The sequence below is a fragment of the Psychrobacter sp. 72-O-c genome (assembly GCF_904846605.1).
Classification (GTDB): domain Bacteria; phylum Pseudomonadota; class Gammaproteobacteria; order Pseudomonadales; family Moraxellaceae; genus Psychrobacter.
Genome location: NZ_CAJHBI010000006.1, coordinates 63,075 through 88,832, shown reverse-complemented (window position 1 = coordinate 88,832; position 25,758 = coordinate 63,075). Strand labels below are relative to the sequence as shown.

Here is a 25,758-nt window from a genome sequence, read left to right as displayed (position 1 = left end):
CAACAGATCCAATCTGTTGCTTTAACTAGATATTTTTAATAAAAGGAATTTATCGTATGGATACGCAAGCATCAAATACATTTTCGAAGGATTTATTTGCTAACAAAGTTGCCGTGGTCACTGGAGCAACATCAGGAATTGGACAAGCTGTCGCTACTGCCTTTGCAGAAAAGGGCGCTAAAGTATGGGCATTAGGCCTAAATAGTGAAGAGGCAGAGTATCCAGAGCATTTGGATATTGAGCTTTTAGAATTGGATGTTACTGATGAAGACAAAGTAAAAGAGTTTTTTACCAGTCTGGATAAACTTGATGTGCTTTTCAATGGTGCAGGCATCGGGACCATGACAGAACATGAGTTACCCACTTTTAAAAAGGTTATCGATATCAATCTAACCGCAGTGTTTCATATCAGTGAATGTGCGGCTCCACTATTGGCAAAATCAGATAGCGGCTCTATTATTAATGTCTCTTCAATGTATGCTATCTTTGGCTCACAACTTACCCCTGCTTATGCATCGTCCAAGGGTGCGATTGATCAGCTGACTAAATCTCATGCTATCTATCTTGCTAAAGATAAAGTTCGTGTCAATGCTGTTGCTCCTGGCTGGATTGACACGCCTATGATTCAACAGCTAAAGGTACTAGAAGGTTTCACTGATGGAATTTTGGCACGAACCCCATTAGCAAGGTTTGGTAATCCAGAAGAAGTAGCTAATGTGGTTTTGTTCTTGGCATCTGATGCGGCGAGCTGGATCACAGGCACGATAGTAAACGTTGATGGCGGCTACTCTGTTAGCTAACACGCAGAAAAACATGGCAGACACTAAATAGGCTCCAGCATAATAGTTCTTGGCCTATTCTAGAATATGCTGCTGGCGCGCTTCCGCAACTGCTTGTGTTCGGGAGCGTACTTGCAGCTTATGATATATATTACGCAAGTGCCATTTTACGGTATGAATAGATAAAAACACCCTATCAGCTATCTGACTATCACTTAACCCTTGTTCAACCAGTAATAAGATTTCAATCTCTCGTTCCGACAAAACAAGTTTGTTATCTTGCTTATTATCATTATCACCAGTTAATAGCGCTATATCATTTTGTTGATCTTTAGAAGCTAAACTACCTACCTCATTGTTATAGCCGCTAATTGTTAATAGTGTTCCTATATAGCTACGTATATCAGACGATACTATCATCTCATTCCCTTGATAGTCGTGAAGCTCTTGCAACAGCATAAAAAGCAAAGGATGTTCGTCAAGAATAATACGATGTGATTGCGTTGAGCGAAACTTTTCAAGAGCCTCTATTAGTGCAGCATAAGAAAGAAGGTACTGACCTAGAACATGATATGCCATCGCGAGCAATAACCTGATACGAGCGTTACGTAATACAAATGGTAACTCAGACTTTAAAAGTCGATTCAAACCTACTATTACCTCATCTATCTGCTGGCTACTACCTAAAAAAATAGCAGTACGATACGGCAATAAATCTAATCCAGTCAATAATTCAGCCAATGTCAAAAATTCGGGCTGCTCAATATCTATTTTTAGTTTATAAAATGGCCTACTACTTTCCTTGTCGTGTTTAACAGTACCAGCTAGTGGCATCGAACGCTTTAACTCTTGCTCCTTTAACCACCGTTGTATATCTTTAGGTAGCCGAGTAAGCGACCATTCATCCGCTTTGCTATTGGCCTTTGATATATGTTGATAGCGATCATTTTCCTTTGTTAAACCCCCTAGCCTTAGCTCTGTCAAAAATCCTACAATAATCATATCGGCAATGACCATATTTTCACCCTGGTCAAAATCCATCAAGGCTTGTTTAGCCTCTTCAATACGATTGAGTTCATAATAAAAATCTGCCTTCATACTACTTGCAACACTAAGCATCATATTGCGATTGCTATCGTTAGTGCCTAGCTGAGCATATTCCGGACTGATACCAATGCGCTGAAATTTTTTGGTAGCTGCTGGTATATCCCCTAATAATCTATCGCATGTAGCATCAATACTATCTATATACGTTAGACCGTAAGGGTTATCATCCTTAATATAAAGTGCTCTAGACTGCAAGATGAATGAACGGGCATCTTCTATATTCCCTCGACAAAGTTGATATAAAGCACATATGGCTAAGAGTGGTGCTCTAAAAAAATAGGCGTCTGAACTCAGTTGTTGAAGACCCGTTTGCGCCAGTTGATACGACCTAGGTAAATCATCAGCAATAAACGCGGTCATTGCTGATAATCCTAATTGTTTGTCTTGGTGGCTAATAGATATCTGCTTATCCTTATGTAACAGATACAGCTTCTCTTGCTCCAGCACTTGTATGTAATGCGCAGCCTTGCGATGCTGGCGAGAAAGAATTAAACCCCAAATCAAGTCGTATAATAAGGCTGGGTGTTGGTATAGTTGTTTATCAGATAAGGAGTCGGTTAGCTCCAATAAACTGTAGAGACGCCCTTCAAGTATTAAGTCATGACTAACTACTGTTAAAGTTGATAAGACCAAGTCTTTGTCACCGATTACTTGTGCATGATAAATAGCTTCTAGAAACATATCGTGTTCTTGGTACCATTCAGCTGCCTCAGTCTGTGCTGCCCAATACCTTTTTTCATCTTGATTTTGCAATCTCGTCTGTAAAAACTGTCTCATCAACTGATGTATACGAAACCATTGATATTGATCATCTATAGCTTGAATAAACAGCCCTTGTTGACTAAGATTTTTTAGTAAGAGCTGTGCATCAGTTACTCCTGTTAGAGCCTGACATAAACTAGCGTTTATTTTTCTCAACACACTAATGTTTAATAAGAAATTTTGAATATAGTCATCACACTGTAGGAACACTTGCTCAGCTAAAAAATCAGCTATTTGGCGCTGCGCTCCACTTACTTGGTGAACGAGTTGATATAGGTCTGTCTCATTTTTACAATACAGAGTAATCAGTTGTATACCCGTTAACCAGCCCTCGGTCTTTTCTATGAGCATGGAGACTAGCTTGTCATCAATCAAAGTCGATTTGCTTTCAGTAGTTGCAGAGCGCTCTAATAATATTTGATTAGCCGCCATATAAGGAGTAAGACTGGTGTTTTGGATAAAGTTATTTTGCAAATATTGTTGTAATGCGTCGGTATCAGGTGATGATAACCTCAACTCATTTGCTCTAACAGTCCGTACCAGTCCTTGTAGCTCGTCCTTCGCGAGTGACCAGTCTGGGTATGTACGTGAAGCAAGTACTAGATGGTGGTTAGCAGGCAAAAAAAGGTAGAGCCACCATATTAAATTTAGACTGGCAGGATTGGTTAATACCTCTAGCTCATCAATAAACAACGTGTATTTGGATGGGGTATCGAGTTGAGAAAGCAGATGATGAATATGATTTTTCGTCACCCTATCTTCCGTTAACGACTGCGAATCAGGGAGCTGTGTCAATACTGACCATAAGTACTGATATAAGCGTATAGGATCGTTGTCGTCGTCATCTAAGGTCAGCCATCCAACAGCGATGTTATTCTCTGCTAGCTGCTCGCTCAGTTGGACCATCACAGTCGTTTTTCCATACCCTGCTGCCGCTTGTATCAAAACTAACCGACTGGTGTCATCAAGCAACTGTTTCAACAATCTAGGCCGCTGTAGCAACCTAACCTGCTGTAACTGTGGTCGATTGATCTTTGTCTTCAAAATCAGCATCCTTGCCTCATTCTAAAAAATTGATTGCTAGAGTAGATGATAGTGCCAAACCGCTATAGAATGCAAAACTAAAGAGTACCTTAACGGAAGTGTGCTGACTGTTTATATGCTCTGCACGCAGGTAAGGAAACGTCAGAATTTCAAGCGGATGCTCAAGCGTCAGCTAATCCTAATACCCAATCAAAGTATTCCTAACACCGCTCAAAAATGTGAAGGTGTGCTGCGCTACACCCGCAACTGTCTGATAACCCTGCCCTATCGAAAAGCTACGAACCCCTATTCGCTAAGCCAATACTTGATAAGACCTGTCATGCCACAATCGTAACGCTGCGCTCCTTGTTAAGCCTTAAACAAAAAAATAGCCATCTCACTTTGCCACAGGAATGAATCAATGTTAGTTATAACGTGATTCTAGTAATAACTCTGATTGAGTCTCAATCAGTGCTAGACTGAACATAACCCTTAGTCAAAAGAGTTATCGACATGCTTTAGATAAACGGACATAGGATGAACAGACCATTGAATTTAAATGGTTTACTTATAAATGGAATCAACATCAAGCCACAGCTATTTGTCACGAAACCCGCTGCCATATTCACTAAATCGAAATAGATAAGAGGAATTGAAGCAACGTCTTAGGAAAAATTATAAAGCATACATATATTCCGTCATAAATAAACTAAAGGTTTGGCTGGTGGTGTAATAAAGGACTGATAATACACCTCATTTTCACCCACTACTTATCACTAAACACTCTCGAAGGAGAAAAGAAATGTTAGTTAATGAAGTACTACTAGATGAAGTCAAACAGTGGCGCAAACAGATTCACAGCCAGCCCGAGCTGGGTTTTAAAGAATTTAAGACCTCATCGTTTATTATCGACAAACTACAATCTTTTGGGATTGAAGTGCATCAAGGACTGGGCGGTACGGGGGTTGTCGGTACGCTTAAGAACGGCTCAGGCCCCACTATTGGACTACGAGCTGATATCGATGCTTTACCAATTAAAGAGCAAAGCGATGTTGATTATAAATCCACCCACGAAAACTGTATGCACGCCTGTGGTCATGATGGTCACACTTCAGTCCTACTAGGTACAGCAAAACATCTAAGCCAACACAAGAACTTTGACGGAACGATTCACTTTATATTTCAACCTGCTGAAGAGGTTTTAGGCGGTGCGAAGGCAATGATTGACGATGGTTTGTTTGACAAGTTTCCTATGGATGCGGTTTATGGACTACATAATTGGCCAGGACTACCTGTAGGAGAAATTGCCGTCAACAATGGACCTATGATGGCGTCTTTTGATACTTTTGAGATTACTCTAACGGGTAAAGGCACGCATGCAGCTATGCCACATTTAGGGGCTGATCCCATTGCAGCAGGAGCGGCATTGATTACGAACATTCAGTCCATCATCTCTCGCCGAATATCTCCACTCAAATCAGGTGTCATTAGCGTGACGCAGATGAATAGCGGCGATACTACCAATGTCATTCCTGATTATGCGATTCTAAAAGGCACGGTTCGTAGTTTTGATATGGACGTACGTCAGTCCATGCAGGATATGCTCAAAGAAATGGTTACAGCTTTACCGCCTTTATATGGGGTCACGGGCGAGATGGATTACCATATACGCTATCCAGTAACCACTAATGACAGTCAGGCCTATCTTGAAATTAAAGAAGCTGCTACCAAAGTGCTGGGCGCTGATAAGGTAAAGACTGATGTAGAGCCCTCAATGGCTTCTGAGGACTTTTCATTCATGAGTCAAGTGGTTAAAGGCGCTTATTTTTGGTTGGGCGTTGACGGCAACACCCCTTCTAAACCCTTGCATAACGCGTCCTATGACTTTAACGATGATGCCATTGAGACCGGTATTAAGGTGTGGGTTTCTTTAATAGAGTCTGAGTTACCAAAAAGTCGTTAGTAAAGCAAGTGATTAAAGTGTACGGTAATATCGATATACAAAAGGAATTGTTATGAATAATACCAGTGTGCTATCCAGTACGATGACTAAGCACTTATTTGATTGGAAGCTACATTTACTCGTGATTGTTGTGTCACTAATTGCAGAATGGATAGGCATCATTAAAATTCCTATTGGTATCGGTACATTAGTATTACTACCTTTACTATACGCATTCATTTTTGCGATTTTGTTAAACCCCAACGTTATACCCTCAATGAAAGCGGTCATCTCTAAAGATCGAGCAAAATTTGCCAGCTACGCTGTTCTTTTAAGTATCATGCCTTTTATTGCTAAATTCGGAGTGGGTGTCGGTCCTAAAGTTGAAGAAATAATTGCCGCAGGTCCTGCGTTACTTTTACAAGAATTAGGTAATGTAGCTACTGCCCTTATTGCCTTACCCGTTGCGGTATTAGTATTTGGCATGGGACGAGAAGCTATCGGTGCCACTCACTCGGTCGCTCGTGAACCCAACATTGCTTTAATCGCGGACAAATACGGACTTCAGAGCGCCGAAGGTATGGGTGTCATGGGTGTTTACGTAATGGGCACGTTATTCGGAGCAATTTATTTCTCATTAATGGCCGGTATTATTGCCTCTATGGATATTATGGATATTCGTGCGCTAGCAATGGCTTGTGGTATCGGTAGTGGTAGTATGATGGGTGCCTGTTCGGCAGCACTGGCGGAAACTGTGCCTGCTCAAGAGGAGACTATTACTGCATTTGCAGCGACCTCCAATCTGTTAACTTATGCCACAGGACTGTTCGTTAGCTTATTTATTGCTCTTCCAGTTACAGAGTTTTTATACAAAGTCACTAGTAAGTTCAAAAAGAACAAAAATACTAACACCGTTACCCAAACAGATTTTGGCGCCGGCATACCAGAGCAATCTATCTTATCGGTAAAACAGTCTTTTATTCTGTTAGCCGTTATATGCGTCGTACTGCTATTGAGTAATTGGGTTGGACAGGGTGTTAATCCAATTTCTGCTCTACCTGCTATGTTGATTCTATTTGCTTGTTGCATCGTTGGAATTCTATTAAAACAAGTTATCCCTATTAATGTTCCCGCTATTGCTTGGATATCAATCGTGGCTATTTTAATATCCTTACCACAATTTCCAATGAGTGAATACGTCTCAGTAGAAACAGAAAAGCTTGGAGTCCTACAACTAATTACCCCTGTGCTTGCTTATGCAGGATTTGCAATCTCGCAGATGGAAGTAAATTTATTTAAAAAGTCTGGTTTTAAAATTGCAGTGGTTGCCATACTCACCTTTACAGGTACTTTTTTAGGGTCGGCTATGATTGCACAAGTTATGCTGTAAAGGATTTTTATATCAAACTATAGCGAATCAGATTTAGGATAAAAATTTATTAAGAAAATGAGCTACTTTGAGTGGCTCATTTGTTACCTTTGCCTACAACCTTTGCCACAACCCTTCAACATTAATATCATCTGCTTTAATAGTGGGATAATCCGCGAAAGTCAATTTGTAGCTGCCTTCTGTATTGGGATTAATCTGACAACGTGCCCCCAGCGGAAAGCTGTGTTTTTTACTGATATGACCAAAGCTCATACCATTATAGATAGGCAATCCGGTTAGCTTGTGCAGTTGGCGAATCACTACTGACACATCATAACGTGCGTCATAGCTGTCTTCGCCTGCGCCCGATAACGCACCAAATACGATGGCTTGTTGACGCTTGAACACGCCAGCTAAATACAAGTCATACAGCATGCGCTCAATCCGGTAAGGCTGCTCGCCAACATCTTCTAAGAACACGATACCGCCATCAATACGCGGCAGATAGTCACTGCCCGCCAGCGCTGATACCACGCTAAGGTTGCCACCCCAAATCGTTCCGGTCAGTGTTTGGCTGTCATTACTCGCAAGAATGGTCGGTAACTTCTGACTGGTTAATACTGCGCTTTGCACATCAATAGTTAAATTAGGATTGCTCAGTGCTTCCGCAAACTGGCGGCAACTAACTTGATCCGGTTTGGTTTTACCAAACTCGCTATAGAGCATCGGCGCGGCAAGCGAACTCATGCCCCCTTGCGCCAGTAACGCACACTGGATAGCAGTAACATCGCTAAAGCCAGCCAATATCGTACCGCGCTCTTGCATGATGCGCCCTAGTGTTGGCCAATCTACCATAGGCAATAAACGTACCGCACCGTAACCACCACGCACGCCAAGCAGTAGTTTAGGAGCAGCTATAGCACCCGTCGCGATATTCTGTAGATCACTAGCCCGCTGCGAATCTGTACCGGCAAAGCGCAAATATTGCCGACTAACGATGGTAGGATTGGCTACCTTGAAGCCTGCACATGCCATACGATCTAATGCCAACTCGTTACGCGTATCATTATTACCCACGTTGGAGCTGGCAAAAAGCCGTGTCTCAATACTGGGCACTATACAATTTGCTTGTGGCGATAACGTCTGTGACCCTTCCTGCGATAATGGACTGTCAGTAACCAATGACGTTGGCCAATCATCTTTGGTAAGCTGCGTGTTTTTATCTTGATCAATAGTGGTATCGGCTAACGACTGAGTAATACTTTGAGCCGCCAGAAGACCCGCACCAGCATTCACCCCTACTCGGCGTAAAAACTGTCTTCGATTGAGCCCAGTAGCGGTTTGAGCCTCTTTTTCTATATTTTTTTGGTCTTTTAAGGAGTGCTGTAAGGCTGGTATGGTTGAGCGCATATCTTACTATTACCTTTAAAATTTCGTCTTAATTTGATTGTAGATACTTTTTATTTTTGAGTGCTTTTGAGCTAAAATTTATTTTGGATAGCTTTTATTTTGGACAGCTGTCTGCTTTATAAGACCGTATTGTAGCGTATTAGATAGCATTCATAGTTGCCTAACCTTTACCCTTATTTACTTTTTCGCTACGCTAGAAAATTAAGGCTGCTACCTTCCGCTACCCATGCACAACAAATTACTAACCAAGCTATTTGGTACTTGCCGTTGCGCTTGCTATAGTATGAACTTACACAATTAACATAAGTATTTATTTTTATTGTGAATAATAAATTAACAATACCAACTAATCGTACTAATTAATAATAAAAGGAACAATCAGAATGAGCGATAGAAAGCAGAATGACAGTAACCTCAGTAACAAGATGCCACATAAGGATGAAAAAGCAGAGCTGGCCAACGGCAAAAAAAATGAAAAACTATTAGATGCTGATCTCGAACACATCATCGAAGAAGAAGAGAAACTGAAAGAAAAACTAAAGGAGAGTACTCAACTTGAGCGCTTTACCACCGATGTCGTGCTATTTTTGAGTCTAGTCAAAGACTACTCTCAAGGAAATTATCGTAAGGTGCCTTATAAGACCATCTCAGCAGTGGTGGTCGGTTTACTCTATATCCTGAATCCTATTGATATCATTCCAGACTTTATCCCCGTGATTGGCTATATTGATGACGCCTTAATTATTGCTTTCTGTTTAAAAATGGTCGAAAAAGACCTAAAAAAATATGAGACATGGAAAAAGCGCCAATCGTCTGCCAAGACTTCTGATGAACTAAAGAAAAAAGCCTAACTATTTTTGGTCATGACATTAAAGTGGTTACAATTTTAAGAAAAGATGTGTCGTAAAGCGCTTAACTAATATTTTAAACCACTTGTTACAATGCTATATTAATAACGAATACGGCCGATGATTAACTCATCGGCCGTAGCTTTGTAATGTAGCTTTTTAACATAGCATTGCAATACCGCTTCTTAATCTATTCAGTTGATGTTATTAGCTTGGTTTACTTACCCTAGCAGCTATAGTCAGTAACCAATAAAATAGATACACACATACATACAGGGTTTCGTATAACTGGCAAAAAATTTTCTAGCTTGCTGTGTGACTACGTCACTCCAGAGGCTTCTAATCAGGCACATCATAGCTCTTTTTTTCTGGATTAAGACCAAATGAATAAACAAAGGTAGCCACGATGCTATTGATAATAATAAATGGCAAATCGAGGCTGATATGACCGAGCGCATAGCGTCCAATCATCCATGAGACGATGAGCATAATAATAAAGAACACGCCCAAATAGCCTAAAATTGCGGGATGCTTTAAATTGTATGGCTGCTCTGGCGCAGGCTGTTTATTTAATACATAAGTGCGGATCGCCCAACCCGCCGCATAAGAGAAACCGCCTAACACCACATAACTTAAAAAATTCATATTAACTGACCATATATTTACTAAATGACTGACGGCATATTATGCTACGTTACCAACTATAGGCTATTAGTAGCACAAACTAAAAATTATTGACGACCCATTGTCGCTAGAGACTTTCATTAACGTTATCAATAACAATATTGGCATGAGGATTGGCCAAAATATCGGTATTAATTTCATCACAATCTAACCGATAAATAGTGTTTGCGCCTTTATAAATATAAGCTAAATACTCACTATCCAACAGTGGATCGATGTTGGCATAGACAGGTTTGACATGGGCCATGACCAGCACCCTATCAGGACGCGCAATGACTGCATCGATATTATCGGGATCAATAGAGAAGTATTTGGGTATTTGACTGTTATCGAGCACTTCCAACGGCTCAGGATTATCCCAAACACGTTTGGCACTGGCAGGCTCTTTCATTTGCATCACCCAAGCGCCGTCTTGTTGACTGACTTTTATTTGGGCTGGCTCGTCATTACTAACGGTATAGCAACCTTCAAACACAGATAAATCCGGTTCAGTAGCGGTGGCGTTAGCCGAATTGTTATCCACCGCAGTAGTACTAGTATCATTACAACCTGTTAAAAATAGTGCACTGCTCGCAGTGATACAGACCGCTACTAAAGTCAGTTTTTTACAAATAACGTCTGAGCGTAAGAACATGATAAGGTCATCCTGCGTTAATGCGTTGAGAGGTTTTTTTAGTTGAAGTGCTATTGTTAAATATGTTGTGGCAGCGTCAATACGCTTGGATAAATCCAGATAAATTATGACTAGAATTTTCCATTAGACTTATTTTAACAGAAATTTAAAAAGTTGCTGCTCTGATATGTGGTTTTACTATTTTGTGGATTGCGATTGCCCATGTTGCTAGCAGATTTGTTATAATCAAGCGCTGTTATTATCAGTTATCAGTAGTCACTAAATGTATTTTCAGCATTTCCGTGGCGCTTACCAACCCCATTAATACCCTCATACATTTATCATTTATTAGGCCAATGAGTTTTATGTCAGACAATTATACGCCATCGCAACCCGCTATCAAAAACCATACTATTGATCCAATGGCAGCCAAAACAGACGCGACTGTTGCCTATACCGATGGTGCCTGTAAAGGCAATCCGGGCGCTGGCGGCTGGGGTGCTCACCTGATATTTAGCGATGGGAGCTCACAGGATATATATGGCGGTGATAGCGATACGACCAATAATCGTATGGAGCTGATGGGTGCCATTCAAGCGCTGAAACATAGCCCTCGTGAGCTGAAACTTGAAATTTGGACCGATTCAAGCTACGTTAAAAACGGCATTACAGAATGGATTGACAACTGGAAGAAAAAAGGCTGGAAAACGGCCAGCAGAAAACCCGTTGCCAATCAAGATCTATGGCAGCAGTTAGATGAGCTACGCCAAGCGCGAGATGTTGACTGGCATTGGGTCAAAGGCCATGCTGGACACGCTGGTAATGAAAAAGCCGATGAATTGGCAAATCTTGGTGTGACGTCGAATAGTGAGCAAGATGTTGTTAATAAGCAATATAATGAGCAGTCTGCTAGACTTATTGACGATACTGCTAAAAAAAAAGAGCAAATAATGCCTAATGACAGCCAAATACATGACAGTCGAGTAGCACCTGATGTTGATTGGCTTCTAGATGACCCATTAGGTTTGAACATGATGGATGATGGCCTAGATTTAGATGACGACTTAGATGACGACGTAAACGCTGCTGAGTCAGACGATGGTTTCATTAAACAAACAACGATTGATCAACCAGTTACTGAACAAACAGCCATTGAGCATAGCAGTAATGAGCATAATACGACTTATGCCACTGACACGCTGACGACTGCCAGTACCGATATAGATACTGATATAAGCACCGATGCCATGACCACAGAACCTATGATGAATAGCCTGAACACAAACAGCAACGAGCCAGCCATGCAGGATAATGCGCCAACTGATTTGCCAAGTTTCGATGGTGATACCAGCCGCGCCAACCCACATTTTCGACCGCTATTACCCAAGCCTATTAATCGTCATGAAGCCAATCGGCAGCTGATCATGGATACTGAGACTACAGGACTCGATCCGCTCAAAGGCGACCGTGTAATTGAAGTGGGTATCGTAGAGATGATCGGTCGTAAATTTACCGGTGAAAAGCTACACGTTTATATCAATCCGCAACGCGGTATGGATGATGTGGTCATCCGTATTCACGGTATCTCCGAGGCGTTCTTAACCGACAAGCCAACTTTTGATAAAATTGCCAAACCGTTATATGAGTTTATGGATGGGGCAGAAATCATTGCCCACAATGCTTCATTTGATATCAGTTTTTTGTCCATGGAGTTTAATAAGGTTGGCCTAACAGACTTTGCGCAGCGGGTAAAAGTGACCGACTCGCTAGTAATGGCCAAACAGCAATACCCTGGCCAAAAGAATACACTCGATGCACTGGTACGCCGCTTAAATGTCGGCAAGCAAGACCGTACCTTTCATGGAGCGTTATTGGACTCAGAAATTTTAGCTGAAGTTTATCTAGCAATGACGGGTGGACAGGTCACTCTAGCCATTGAAGAAGACACGCAAACGGATGGTGCTCCCACTGCTCACGCTAATTTCACCAATTTAGCGGCTTTGTTAGTAGAATCAACCGTAGATGAGGCAACCAATCAAAGCTGGTTTGCGACGTTAGCAGAAGATTACCCTGAAATCCAAGCCAAAATGTCGCAGTGATTGAAGGGATAATAGCTTATACTGATAGGTATATAGCACGCTTTTAATTATAATAATATGAACCATTATTGCCTTAGTAATTAATAATTCTTATAACTAATTCTGGTAACTAACTATCTGATAAACAGCCACCCAACGTTATCAGCAATTGATGGAAAAACAACTATGAACCAGTCTGAGCAAATAAAATTAACGGCCCCAACGCTTAGTATTACTAACTTTGATCTGCCATCGTTACATATATTGCATGAAGAAATTATAGTGACGCTTAAAGACACTGAGGTTCATCTAAGCGAATTTAATGATGACAATGCTCAAGCGCCTTTGTTATTAGACTCTATTAGCGTCCTTAGACAGCTTTCTTGTATTTTTGAACTGATTACGCTCGCGGGTGGACAAGTATTAAGCACGGCCATCGCTCAGGGTTTACAGCAGCTTTATGACAGTGGTGATAATAACGATACAGCGTTGATTATGGACTTGTCAGAAGCCATTATGACGCTTGATCGCTATGTTGAATTTGTACTCTTGACCGAGACCGTAAAACCGTCGTTATTGCTACCTATTATTAATAAGCTGCGCGCTCATAGCACAGAGGCGGCTATCGAAGCAGATTATTTTGCTACTTATGGTAGTAGTAGCGTGGTTATCGCCAACCCAGAACAAAACTTTCAATCGCTCAGTGAGCTCAATCTTGATAGCGACTTTTTGAGCTATGCCTATCGTAGCGGCCTTGGGGTTGCGCTGACTTATCAAGATGGCGCACTCAGCGAAGATGCTCAGCAAAAACTAAATGCTATGAGCGCTGCCTGTGCCTTGATAGGGGCACATACGAGCAGCTTATTTTGGCAAGCAGCAACCGCAGCTGTTACTGATCTTGCTGTTATATTGCCGTTGAACCTTAGTCAAAAGCACACGCTTATTTACCTAGAGCAACAGTTTCACAGTTATTTGCCAGTGATGGACAGCCGTTTCGCCGATTTAGTTAGTTTTGCCTGCCAACGTGATAACGAAAAAGCCAAGCTGTTGCGTGAGCAATATGCCGACAATAAGCTAGATGAATCACAGCGCGAGCTGATGAAGCGCTTCTTATTCGGTCCTAATCGCTCGCTCACCGACTCTCTAAACGCCATTATTCAAACGCAGATTAATACTATCAAAGAAAATGTCGATCACTATGCGCGCGGAGATACGCTAAGCCCTGCTGCTGCGCAAACCGCTCAAATAACCAATGAACTTATACAGCTCAGCTCAGCGTTCCGCTTATTAGGGTTATCAGATGCCGCTATGAGCCTTCGTACAGCGGCAGACGAGATAACCAAGTGGCGAACGCCCTCTCCTGAAGATTTTGATGGCTTATTATTGGCATTAATGCGTGCCGAGAATGCGGCTATCTCCATGGCAAAAATGCATACTCCAGGGGCGGTCTACTTGCCACTGAATAATCCTCGTATTTCATTACATCAGCTCAATACCGCGTATGACACTTTAGTACAAGAAAGCCGTACTGCCATTGCCAGTGCAGAACAGGCCATCAATGATTATATGTCTGAGGCTCAGCGAGATCTGCTCAATATTCAGAATATACCTGAAATGATGCGCCAAGTTGCTGGTGCAGTACGCTTTTTACAATTGCCAACGGCCGCCAGTATGCTCAGTCAATTAGCGACTTATATACAGCAATGTCTCACAGATGATAAACGCATCGACGATCACAGCCTAGCTTATATCGCTGATGTGATGATGGCAGTAGATTATCATTTGGATGGCTTTGAACATAATCGTCCTGTGAGTAAGCAGGCGCTTGATGTGGGTCAGCACAGCTTAAGTCAGCTGCTCGCCGCTTAACCGTTACGGTTGTTTTGATACGGTTACACTCGTTATCTTAAAACAGTTATACCCTTTATTTTAAACAAGTTTATGCCTGATTTGGCCTACGCTTGCCTTGAATAGTTTGAGTTTGCTATGAGCAGCGCTTTTATACTTAATGACGGGACCGTTTTGTGTCGTCGAACGCTGGATGGTTGGTTGCCACTGCAAGTTCAATTATCAGAGTTCGATACCGTAGACGATAGCGAATGCCTGCAAGCCTATCAGGTTGGGCGAGTAGAGCTACTGGAAAGTCTAGCACCAAGCCACTGGGTGTCTGATGACTTTATTGATGTTGATGTTATAAGTGCTAGTGCTCCAGCAACCAGCGCTATTACTTATGACTATGCGGTAACGAATGATATTGCCTTACCGATAATTACGGATAGCATTTCAAATAGTGATAATTTTTTTATTACCTATCGACAGCTCATCACTCAGCTACCGGTAGCGCTTTCTGCTCAGCTTAGCCAAGCCATACAATTATTACGCTGGCAAGCAGATACCCAGTTTTGTAGTCGCTGTAGTGCCCCAGTAACCGCGGCCAAACGAGATGAGCGCGCCATGGTATGTCAGGTCTGTCAACTACGCCAATATCCACGAGTACAGCCCTGTGTGATTACGGCCATTACTCGTCCTAACCCGCAAACGGGTGAGATGCAGATTTTACTGGCGCATCACCATCGTTATGGACAGCAAAGTTTGCCATTACAATACGGCCTGATTGCTGGTTTTGTAGAAGTCGGTGAAAGCTTAGAGCACGCGGTGGTACGCGAAGTAGCTGAGGAAGTAAATATTAGCTTGTTAGATATTCGCTATGTGAGTAGTCAGCCATGGCCTTTTCCCTCTAATCTGATGCTTGGTTTTCGAGCATGTTATGCGAGTGGCGACATTGTAGTACAAGAAGATGAGCTATCACATGCTGAATTTTTTGATATCTCAAACTTACCTAAGATACCTTTTAAAGGTAGCATTGCTTATGAGTTGATAGAGCAAATTGTCCATGAGCAAGGTATGTCGCTTTAGTTTTTATTGTGAATACCTTCATCATTAGCACTTTTATCATTAGTACCTTCATATATCATCACTCTTTTTAAGCCAGTTTTAAGGCCATGAATTAAATGCCCAGTACTATACACGCCCGCTTAGCAAATCTGCCCATATTGTTTGATACATTAGCGCTTGATACTTTGCCCGCTGATAGGCAAGAGCAAATTGCGCTTATTGATGCTTGCCTGCCACAAACTCAATGTGGTCTCTGTGAGCATCCAGACGGCTGTTTGCCTTATGCCGCTGCCATTGTCATCGATGGCGAGCCGTACAATAAATGCGTGCCCGGTGGTCAGCCTGTTACCGATGCCATTGCCCACATTATTAACCCCAATGACGAAAGTGATACCGCCAATAATATCGAGAATAACATTGCAAATAGGGCTGAGAATCTACTTTCTGCCGCACCTTCAAAGTGGTCAATAGACTCTATAACAGAGCGTCCTCGTGAAGTCCGTGCCGTTATCCGTGAAGATGATTGTATCGGCTGCACTAAATGTATTCCCGCGTGTCCGGTTGATGCCATTGTCGGTACGGGCAAGCATATGCATACCATTTTTACCGATTTGTGTACGGGCTGCGAGCTGTGCATAGCGCCCTGCCCGGTTGATTGCATTGATTTGGTCACTATTGAGCGGCCGTTATCAACTTCCGAGCGTGTACAAGAGCAGGATGAGCTACGTCAGCGTTATCATACCCATCTCAGACGCGTTACCGAGCAGCTTGCTGATAGCAGCAATAGCAGACCTGTGGTCAGTATGGTAGAGGCCAAGCTTAATAACGCAGCTACTAAAACGCTTGATATCAGTGAGCAACAAGCAAAAGATACCATCGCCGCCGCCAAGTTACGCAGTAAAATTAAAAAGCTAGAGAAGCAGCTAAGCGTGCGAGCGAATAGCAGTAAACAAGCTGAACTTGAAGCGTTACAATCGCAACTTGCGCAGATATAGGTATTTATTATTAAAGAGACGGTATAATTAAAGAGACGGTATAATTAAAGAGCTGGTATATAGTCGATCCAATTTTAAAAATGATACAGTGCTGCTGGTATGAATTTTTTGCAGCCTCTGTCACGCTTGCGAACAGCACGCAAGAAAAACTTATACCAGTAGCACGTTGATATAAGTGACTCTCTTTTATTTCGAACTGTCTATAACTTTTAATTTATCAACCAGCATCACTAATAACAATATCTAAAAACTAGCCAAAAACAGCAGTTAAAACCAGCAGTTGAAAAAAACAGTATCTAAAAATAACAGTCACTAAAAACGATAGCCAAAACGCCATGAGTAAAACGGTTCAACACAAAACTGCGGATACACCGCCATCAAGACGCTTGCCCAATCGTGACGTACGGCCATTTTTTGAAAAGCTGGCTGCTACGATTGAGGAGCCAGTCACTGAATTAAGTTATTACAGTAACTTCGAGCTACTTATCGCGGTAATTTTATCCGCGCAGGCCACCGATGTAAGTGTGAACATTGCCACTCGCCAGTTGTATCCGGTAGCTAATACTCCTGAGGCGATCTGGGCATTGGGCGAAGACGGACTTAAAGCATATATCAAAAATATCGGCTTATATAATGCCAAAGCCAAAAACGTTATTAAAACTTGCCGCGACTTAATTGATAAATTTGATAGTCAAGTGCCTGATAATCGTAAGGACTTAGAGTCGCTAGCAGGCGTTGGACGCAAGACCGCGAATGTGGTGCTCAATACCGCCTTTGGCCAGCCGACCATGGCGGTCGATACCCATATCTTTCGTGTGGGCAATCGTACGGGGCTGGCTACGGGGAAAAACGTATTAATCGTTGAACAGAAACTAGTCGAGCGCATTCCAGAGGATTTTATGCTTGATGCTCATCATTATCTGATTTTGCATGGACGTTATACCTGTCAGGCGCGCACTCCTAAATGCGGCGCTTGTCCTGTGTATGCAGAATGTATGTTTAAAGACAAAGCCGCTTTTTTAGACTTTTAAGTGTGCCAACAAATTTAGCCACTAGCGGCATCATAGGTTTATCATAACAAACGCCTTGTTGAGTATTACTTATAATAGAACAAGCGTAGCTCACTAGAGTTTTATGGCGTTTCAAGGTAGAATAAGCCTATTTTCGTGTTGTTACTGCGTATCAATTATCATGATAATAAGATGATAAACGTATAAATGGTAGTAGCTATGCGTTAACCTTATCTTAATGGTCTTACGCTAAAACTGCCGAAAATCAGCAGGGCATTGTTTATCAGTAGCTATTTTTGAGTAAGTTATTAAACAAATTAAGCAAAACTATTTATAAGCGAAACCAGTTGACTACCGAGCAAATAATTACATGACCAATATTAATTAAAGCTGCGCTCAGCCGTTATGCTTTTTCCCATCTTTATTGATTCAATTAAGCGATCCCATTATGCGTGAATACAACTTATTTACTTCAGAATCCGTGAGCGAAGGCCATCCCGATAAAATGGCTGACCAAATCTCAGATGCCATACTCGATGCGATATTACGTGAAGACATTAATGCTCGCGTGGCGTGTGAAACGCTAGTCAAAACAGGGGCTGTGGTACTGGCCGGTGAAATCTCAAGCACAGCCAATGTCGATTTTGAACGTATCGTACGTGATACCGTCAACGGTATTGGCTATCACCACTCAGACCTTGGTTTTGATGGTGAAACTTGCGCAGTGATCAATATGCTGGGCAAGCAGTCACCTGAGATTGCTCAAGGCGTTGATCGTGCCAATCCTGAAGAGCAAGGTGCGGGTGACCAAGGGTTGATGTTCGGTTATGCCAGTAATGAAACCGAAGTGCTAATGCCAGCGCCAATCGAATTTGCTCATCGCTTGATGGAGCGTCAATCTGAGCTGCGCCGTGCCGGTGATTTACCTTGGTTACGCCCCGATGCCAAAGCGCAAGTGACATTAAAGTATGACGGCAATCGTCCGACTGCTATTGATGCGGTGGTACTATCTACTCAGCATGATCCGAGTATTTCACAAACTGATTTGCAAGAAGCGGTGATGGAGTCCATCATCAAGCATGTATTACCAGCCGACCTCTTGCACGCGGGCACTCGTTACCACATCAACCCAACCGGCAAGTTTGTCATTGGCGGCCCTGTTGGAGATGCGGGACTTACTGGACGTAAAATCATCGTTGATACCTATGGCGGTATGGCGCGTCATGGCGGCGGTGCATTTAGTGGTAAAGATCCTTCTAAGGTTGACCGCAGTGCCGCCTATGCGGTACGCTACGTTGCCAAAAACCTAGTCGCCGCAGGTATTACTGATCGTTGTGAAGTACAAGTTAGTTATGCTATTGGCGTTGCTGAGCCTACTTCTATCTCGGTCAATACCTTTGGTACTAGCAAAATCAGCTCTGATGAAATCATCCGACTGATTCGCAAGCATTTTGATTTACGTCCTTACGGCATCACCCGTATGCTTAATCTATTGCAGCCCATGTATCAGCAAACCGCGTCCTTTGGACATTTTGGTCGCCCAGGCTCGGAGACTGCCTTTACGTGGGAAAAAACTGATAAAGCGGAAATTCTAAAAGCAGATGCTGGGTTATAACGACTCAGCATTACTGATAATAAGCAACTGCAATAAGAAACTACAATAAGCGCTAAAGTATTAAAGCCGGACTTCATAGCAGTATAATGCTTGATTAGAAGTCCGGCTTTAATTTTTGCCAATCTGCTTTAAGTTACACTTTTTATATTATTCTTTATATCTTTAAGCGTTACTATTGCTTCGACGAACAATTTTATCAATCCACATTCACATATTTTTAATAAATAGGAGAAGCTTATGTCTCAAGACAATAGTCAAAGCAACACTCAAGACAATGCACAAGACAAGCATTTAGACCTCAACGATAGTACTGCTACTGACGGTAATGCTAACGTTGAAATCACTCCAGAAATGCAGGGGTTTTATCAACGCGCTGATGTTATTATCGGTGTAGCAAATAATCAATTGGGTGATGATGCGCATTCAGGACAAGTAGGCGCATCACTACTATATGCAGCGGCACGTTATAGCGCATCGGTCGCCTCCATTGGCTTCGTAAAAGGCGATGATTTTGCTAAAGAAAAAGATGATATCGTTGAATTCTATGTTAAACAATACCGTCAAATGCTCAGTGACAACTTGACTGACTATGCGCAAAACTTTGATAAATATATTAATATAGATAAAGAATCATAATTAACATATCAACTAACATAATAGCCCATCTGATTGATGGGCTATTTTTTTGTGAGTGAGATATAACTACCCTACTTTTATTGTCTTCTATAACGCTAAAAATACGGTATGATAATCAGTAACTGATTAAAGCTCGAAAATGACTCTGATAACGAATATGATTCCAATAAAAATTCATCAAATTCATAGATAAGGACATCTTATGATTATCAACCGCTTTCCGATATCATGGCAATCTTGCCTCTCATTACTTGGATTTACAGCCACGATAACTTTGGCAGGCTGTACTAGTATGGTCAACGTCCCCGCCCCCGATACCAAGCCTATTAATACTCCTCACTCTGCCAGCACCGACAATCCAGTATCAAACGCTAACAGTTTTACTGGATGCCCGCCTTTTAATCCTAAAAATACCATATGCACCATGCAGTACGATCCTGTTTGCGTCAAAGTGACGACTAATTCAGGAACAAGTTCTCGCACTGCGGGAAACGCCTGCTCAGCATGTGGCACTCAGGAGGCGATAGGTTATGTTAAAGGCGAATGCTTATAAGTTCGTTCATAACAACGCTAGCTTAAATAGCTGAAATCTCAAGTAGATTTGGTTAACGCTATGTTAAATAGACTAGGTATGTTAAATACCTTGCCTCACATAAAAAAACCCAACTCGCTAATCATAAGATAGAAAGTTGGGTTTTTATTATCAGCACTATACTACCTGCTAATTTTTAGCCGTCTTCAAAACAGTTACTTATCAGGCTCGCTAATTTTAGGCGGACCCTTTAATAGATGCTCATCACGAAACTCATTGGCTGAGTTATGCTCCGCAGATTCCTCAGTAACAAACCATTGCTGGTTACGATACAGGATCAAACGATCTCGACTAAGTCCACGTAGTAAGGAGTACATCATCACAACTATCACAATGGCAAAGGGGAAACCTGAGACAATAGACGCCGCTTGCAACGCCCCTAAGCCACCTGCTGCCAATAGTACGGCAGCGATAACGCCTTCCGTACCTGCCCAAAACAGACGCTGAATCTTTGGTGGATTGGTATTACCACCTGAGGTCAACATGTCAATGACAAAACTGGCTGAATCTGATGACGTTACAAACCACAGGACAATCATCACCACAATGAGCAAGTTAACCGCTGAGGTTAGTGGATAAGACTCCATCAGCTTAAAAATGGCACTACCGGTATCTGCTTGAACTGCTTCAATTAGACCAGGACTGACCATACTAGGGTCAGCCGCAGCCATTAGCTCCATATTTACCGCTGAACCACCAAAGGCGGTAAACCATAAGAACAAAATAGTAATAGGAATTAACAACACCCCTAATATGAACTCACGAATGGTACGACCACGAGAAATACGAGCAACAAATACTCCAACGAACGGCGACCAGCTTATCCACCATGCCCAATAGAAAATCGTCCATGACGCCTGCCAATTTTCTTCACCGCTATAAGATTCAGTCCAAAGACCTAATGGCACAATCTGATGTAAATAGTTACCGATGTTTTCTACAAAGCTGTTGAAGATAAACTGGGTAGGCCCTAAAATAATCACAAAGCTTAGTAGCACAATAGTTAAAAAGATATTAGTATCACTTAAGCGCTTAATTCCTTTATCGAGCCCCATAAACAGGGATAGCCCTGCCAGCATAGTGATAAAGGCAATCAAAATAATCTGTACGGTAATATTATTGGGAATACCAAATAAAGTCTCAAGGCCTGAGTTAATCTGCAATACCCCAAGACCCAACGTAGTCACTACCCCAAACATCGTACCAAATACCGCCAGCGTATCCACCGTATGGCCCCAACCGCCGTAGATTTTTTTACCTAATATCGGGTATAGTGTCGAGCGAATGGCCAGTGGTAAACCCACTCGGTAGTGAAAATAAGCCAATGACAAAGCGACCATGCCGTAGAGAGCCCATACATGTAGACCATAATGCAGGAACGAGATGTTCATTGCTTGCTTAGCAGCAGCGATCGTTTCAGCCTCTCCTAATGGTGGCGCCATGAAGTGATATAATGGCTCAGCCGTTCCCCAATAGAGCAACCCAATACCGATACCGGCTGAAAACAGCATACCAATCCAAGATACTAGGTTATACTCCGGCTTCTCGTTCTGATGGCCGAGCCTGATATCACCGTATCGACTAAACATCATGTAAATGCTCATAACTAAAGTTAAGTTGACCACCACAATAAAGAACCAGCCAAAACGCAGAGAAATAAACGCTTTTGCTTGGCCAAACACTTCGCTCGCCAAATCATTAAAAAAGGCGCCAAAAATAATAAATGCGACAATTAGAATTGCCGAAGATAAAAACACAGGTTTGCTTACCCGTGGAAAAGGGCCCAATCGGCCAACTTTCACATGATCCATGTAGTAATCTCAAATTTTTAAGGAGCATACCTTAACAAGATACTTGGCAACTATCAAATTAGATTAGACACCTTCCAGTTTTGTACTCTATTTAAAAACTAAGAAACCCTAAGACAGCAAGCTATCTTAGGGCACATTACGACAGGAATATTAGATTATCAGCCAAACCCAACTCGCTAGTCATAACATAGGAAGTTGGGTTCTTTGTCAGTAGCAATCGATCAACAGAAAGCTGTCTGGCATCAGTGCCTAGTCACCTTTGACAATCTTAGGTGGTCCTTTTAACAAGTGCTCATCACGGAATTCGTTGGCCGAATTGTGATCTGCCGATTCATCAGTAATAAAGTCCTGCTGAGCCCGATATAAAATGAGACGATCGCGGCTAAGACCACGCAATAATGCATACATCATTACGAAAATTACCAAGGCGAATGGCAGTCCTGCTATGACAGCAGCGGCTTTTAATGCTGACAATCCGCCAGCTGCAAGCAATATAGCAGCAATAACACCTTCGGTAGTTGCCCAAAATAAACGCTGAACCTTCGGTGGGTTGGTATCGCCGCCTGCGGTCAGCATATCAATGACAAAACTTGCCGAGTCTGATGACGTCACAAACCAAAGCATGATCATAACTATAATCAGTAGCGTAACGGGTTTTGCCAATGGATAGTACTCGACCAGTTTAAAGATTGCACTACCTGAATCTGCCTGTACGGCTTCAACCAATCCTGGGCTAATACCAGTCACAGCAGAGGCAAGCTCCATTTGAATAGCAACACCGCCAAAAGTAGTAAACCAGAAGAATAAAATCAGCATGGGAATTAACAGAACACCCAATACAAACTCACGGATGGTACGACCACGACTGATTCGGGCAATAAATATACCAACGAATGGTGCCCAACTAACCCACCACGCCCAATAAAATACCGTCCAAGCGCTTTGCCAATCCGTGCCGCTATAAGACTCACCCCACGTTCCTAGAGGAACAATCGCCACGATATAATTTCCGATATTTTCGATAAAGCTATCAAAGATAAAGAGGGTTGGTCCTAAAATCACCATGAACGCAAGTAAAACAATAGTGAACCCAATATTGATATCGCTAAGTCGCTTAATACCTTTATCTAACCCCATCATAACGGAAACTGCTGCAAGCGCTGTAATGAAGGCAATTAAAGCAAACTGTACGATTAAACTATTTGGAATGCCAAACAGCTTCTCGAGTCCGGAATTGATCTGCAGCACCCCAAGACCAAGCGATGTGACCACGCCAAACATAGTACCAAATACCGCCAAGATATCGACGGTATGACCCCATGGGCCATAAATCTTTTTACCCAATATTGGATATAAGGTCGAGCGAATCGATAAGGGTAGCCCGCGACGAAAATGAAAATAAGCCAAAGATAGCGCCACAATAGTATAAATCGCCCAAGCATGTAGACCCCAGTGTAGAAATGAGATATTCATGGCTTGCTTCGCTGCAGCAACGGTCTCAGCCTCACCCATAGGTGGCGCCATAAAGTGGTATAAGGGCTCAGCCGTTCCCCAATACACTAAACCAATACCGATACCTGCCGAGAACAACATCCCAATCCATGAAAACAGCTTGTATTGCGGTCGCTCAGTCTGACTGCCTAGCCGAATGTCACCATAGCGACTCATAGCTAAGTAGATACAAAGTACTAATGCCGCATTGACTAAAATAATAAAAAGCCAACCGAACTTATCGGTAATAAAATTTTGTAAGAAGCTAAACAGCGCACCCGCAGTTTCAGTAAAAAATGCCCCAAAAATAATAAATCCAACGATTAACACTATCGAGACAATAAATACGGGTTTATTCACCCGTGGAAAAGGCCCTAACCGACCTACTTTTACTTCATCCATGCTTCAATCTCATAGTATAAGGAATGTAAGGATGCTCACTTTAACAAAGTAACCCTTTATTATCAAACTATTACAAAACCAAACTGCATAGAAATAACTCAGACGTTGTTATTATTTCAACGATGAATTGGGTCAGCTCGCACAAATTAAATAAGAAAATGATCAACTACAAGCAACAACTGAGTCAAATAATATCTCTTCCACTTAACCGTAAGTAGAACGATACGATAAGGTTGGCACACTGTAACGGGTTTACATGAGGCTAGCTATACCGTTCTTAATCAGGCAACAACCTCAGCAACTTAGCACCGTTACCATCTTCTAATAGCCACACTTCTCCATCCACTGCCAGTACACTGCGAATACGCGCACCCATATCATAGCGATAACGCTCGCTAGGTATATTAGATTTATTACTTGAGCCTAAATCAACCACTATCAACGCTTTAGACGATAGTCCACTGATAAGCGCATCTCCTTGCCATGCCGGAAAGTCTTTATGGCTACCCGATGAATATATACTCATAGATGACGGTGATATTACCGGCGTCCAAGTAATTTTGGGCGCGACAAGATCAGGTCGGGTATCATGATCAGGGATATCAATGCCTGAATAATTACGCCCATTAGACACCATAGGCCAACCATAATTGCTGCCTTTTTCTATCAAATTGAACTCATCTCCGCCTTTTGGACCCATTTCATGTGCCCAAAGTTTGCCTGCTTTATCAAAGACCATACCCAATACATTACGATGGCCTGTCGTCCAAAACTGTGCGGAGATATCACTAGATTTAGTAGCAAATGGATTATCTGCTGGCACAGTACCATCAGGATTCAGCCGTATTATTTTGCCCAAGTTGACGGTCATGTCTTGCGCGGGGTCTTTTTTCTGACGATCACCTGAGCTGATATACAAATGACGACCATCAGAGGAGAATAGTAAACGGTGGCTATAATGCCCTTGCCCTTTAACTTTTGGGGTCTGCTGCCAAATGGGAGTAATGGCTTGCAGGCTTGGCATTTTACTATCCAATCCTGTCAGTTCAGCTTTAATAACTTTAGCCCCAAAGGTGTTATCTTCAGAGCCCATACTGGCTTCAATATAGCTTAAGTAGACCCTATTGGTGGTTGCAAAGTCTGGCGCAACAACGATATCTCCCAATCCGCCTTGCCCACCATAGGCAACTTTAGGCACACCGCCTACTGCCGTTTTAACTCCTGTCTTAGCATCAACAACGAATAACTCCCCTGTTTTTTGAGTCACCAGCAGTTTGAGCGGCTCAGCGCTACTACCATTATCATTTTTGGGTAGCGCGGTCATCGCCCACGGCTCATCAAAGCTAGCGACGGTTTGGGTCGTAAAAGCAGGTTTATTATTGCGCGTTTTCCCATCGGATATAGAATCGTCAGATGTCTGGATGTTATTGGCTGGTTTATTATCAGCCTTTTCCACCCTTACTGTATCTGTGTTCACAGTTGATGGATTAGAGCAGGCAGAAGCGCTAAATAATAGTGCCATCATGCTTAAAACAGCGCTTGTACGTTTGGTATTAATTATCATAGTTTTTTACCCCTATCAATATTCTTTATAACCTAATATCTTTTATAACATAGTAGAAGCGCTTAAGAGGTAAAATAATAGTGTAACGGTAAACAAACAAAACCCCGCACTTGCTATGAAAAACGCGGGGTT

General features: G+C 42.2%; 18 protein-coding genes and 1 pseudogene. 12 read left to right on the top strand and 7 right to left on the bottom strand.

The window, feature by feature from the left end; genetic code table 11:
* The first annotated feature begins 56 nt into the window (after positions 1-56).
* On the top strand, positions 57-800 hold the full coding sequence (locus tag JMX97_RS03300) for an SDR family NAD(P)-dependent oxidoreductase (protein WP_201555397.1): 744 nt from the start codon (positions 57-59) through the stop codon (positions 798-800).
* A gap of 54 nt (positions 801-854) precedes the next feature.
* Here the strand turns inward: JMX97_RS03300 and JMX97_RS03295 are convergent, their stop codons facing one another.
* Complete coding sequence (locus JMX97_RS03295) at positions 855-3,692, bottom strand: LuxR C-terminal-related transcriptional regulator (RefSeq protein ID WP_201555396.1); 2,838 nt, start codon at positions 3,690-3,692, stop codon at positions 855-857.
* 781 nt (positions 3,693-4,473) lie between these two features.
* Here JMX97_RS03295 and JMX97_RS03290 point away from each other — a divergent pair.
* The gene (locus JMX97_RS03290) at positions 4,474-5,634 is read left to right on the top strand and encodes a M20 aminoacylase family protein (RefSeq protein ID WP_201555395.1); all 1,161 of its coding nucleotides are present in this window, start codon (positions 4,474-4,476) and stop codon (positions 5,632-5,634) included.
* Positions 5,635-5,686: 52 nt separating this feature from the next.
* Positions 5,687-7,003, top strand: coding sequence for a DUF3100 domain-containing protein (locus tag JMX97_RS03285; RefSeq protein WP_201555394.1), 1,317 nt, complete (start codon positions 5,687-5,689; stop codon positions 7,001-7,003).
* Between the two features lie 93 nt (positions 7,004-7,096).
* Here the strand turns inward: JMX97_RS03285 and JMX97_RS03280 are convergent, their stop codons facing one another.
* A complete protein-coding gene (locus JMX97_RS03280; RefSeq protein ID WP_201555393.1) occupies positions 7,097-8,392 on the bottom strand; it encodes an LD-carboxypeptidase in 1,296 nt (431 codons plus the stop codon).
* 638 nt (positions 8,393-9,030) lie between these two features.
* On the opposite strand from JMX97_RS03280, the pseudogene JMX97_RS13985 reads away from it, so the two are divergent.
* Positions 9,031-9,127: pseudogene (locus tag JMX97_RS13985) on the top strand (YkvA family protein); the annotation flags it as partial.
* A gap of 452 nt (positions 9,128-9,579) precedes the next feature.
* On the opposite strand, the gene JMX97_RS03270 reads toward JMX97_RS13985, so the two are convergent.
* Positions 9,580-9,885: a hypothetical protein gene (locus tag JMX97_RS03270; protein WP_201555392.1), complete on the bottom strand. Its 306-nt coding sequence runs from the start codon at positions 9,883-9,885 to the stop codon at positions 9,580-9,582.
* A gap of 106 nt (positions 9,886-9,991) precedes the next feature.
* Positions 9,992-10,558, bottom strand: coding sequence for a hypothetical protein (locus JMX97_RS03265; RefSeq protein WP_201555391.1), 567 nt, complete (start codon positions 10,556-10,558; stop codon positions 9,992-9,994).
* 344 nt (positions 10,559-10,902) lie between these two features.
* Between JMX97_RS03265 and dnaQ the strand changes: the two genes are divergently transcribed.
* From dnaQ to JMX97_RS03225, 8 genes are all read left to right on the top strand, one after another.
* On the top strand, positions 10,903-12,636 hold the full coding sequence (gene dnaQ / locus JMX97_RS03260; protein WP_201555390.1) for a DNA polymerase III subunit epsilon: 1,734 nt from the start codon (positions 10,903-10,905) through the stop codon (positions 12,634-12,636).
* A 165-nt stretch (positions 12,637-12,801) separates the two neighbouring features.
* Entirely contained in the window at positions 12,802-14,484 is a 1,683-nt protein-coding gene (locus JMX97_RS03255) for a hypothetical protein (RefSeq protein ID WP_201555389.1), read from the top strand.
* A gap of 117 nt (positions 14,485-14,601) precedes the next feature.
* Positions 14,602-15,531 (top strand): NAD(+) diphosphatase, encoded by a 930-nt coding sequence (gene nudC / locus JMX97_RS03250; RefSeq protein WP_201555388.1) that lies wholly within the window; start codon positions 14,602-14,604, stop codon positions 15,529-15,531.
* Between the two features lie 95 nt (positions 15,532-15,626).
* Entirely contained in the window at positions 15,627-16,505 is an 879-nt protein-coding gene (locus JMX97_RS03245) for an RnfABCDGE type electron transport complex subunit B (protein ID WP_201555387.1), read from the top strand.
* 335 nt (positions 16,506-16,840) lie between these two features.
* Complete coding sequence (gene nth / locus JMX97_RS03240) at positions 16,841-17,536, top strand: endonuclease III (RefSeq protein ID WP_201555384.1); 696 nt, start codon at positions 16,841-16,843, stop codon at positions 17,534-17,536.
* Between the two features lie 427 nt (positions 17,537-17,963).
* Positions 17,964-19,130, top strand: coding sequence for a methionine adenosyltransferase (metK, locus tag JMX97_RS03235; RefSeq protein ID WP_201555382.1), 1,167 nt, complete (start codon positions 17,964-17,966; stop codon positions 19,128-19,130).
* Positions 19,131-19,367: 237 nt separating this feature from the next.
* Positions 19,368-19,766: a DUF3144 domain-containing protein gene (locus tag JMX97_RS03230; RefSeq protein ID WP_201555380.1), complete on the top strand. Its 399-nt coding sequence runs from the start codon at positions 19,368-19,370 to the stop codon at positions 19,764-19,766.
* A gap of 202 nt (positions 19,767-19,968) precedes the next feature.
* Entirely contained in the window at positions 19,969-20,319 is a 351-nt protein-coding gene (locus tag JMX97_RS03225) for a hypothetical protein (RefSeq protein ID WP_201555378.1), read from the top strand.
* Between the two features lie 194 nt (positions 20,320-20,513).
* Here the strand turns inward: JMX97_RS03225 and JMX97_RS03220 are convergent, their stop codons facing one another.
* The 3 genes from JMX97_RS03220 to JMX97_RS03210 form a co-directional block, all read right to left on the bottom strand.
* Positions 20,514-22,169, bottom strand: a complete 1,656-nt coding sequence (locus JMX97_RS03220) for a BCCT family transporter (protein WP_201555376.1) — start codon at positions 22,167-22,169, stop codon at positions 20,514-20,516.
* 249 nt (positions 22,170-22,418) lie between these two features.
* Positions 22,419-24,062, bottom strand: a complete 1,644-nt coding sequence (locus JMX97_RS03215) for a BCCT family transporter (RefSeq protein WP_201555373.1) — start codon at positions 24,060-24,062, stop codon at positions 22,419-22,421.
* A gap of 277 nt (positions 24,063-24,339) precedes the next feature.
* Positions 24,340-25,587: a PQQ-dependent sugar dehydrogenase gene (locus JMX97_RS03210; protein WP_413786387.1), complete on the bottom strand. Its 1,248-nt coding sequence runs from the start codon at positions 25,585-25,587 to the stop codon at positions 24,340-24,342.
* Between the last annotated feature and the right edge of the window lie 171 nt (positions 25,588-25,758).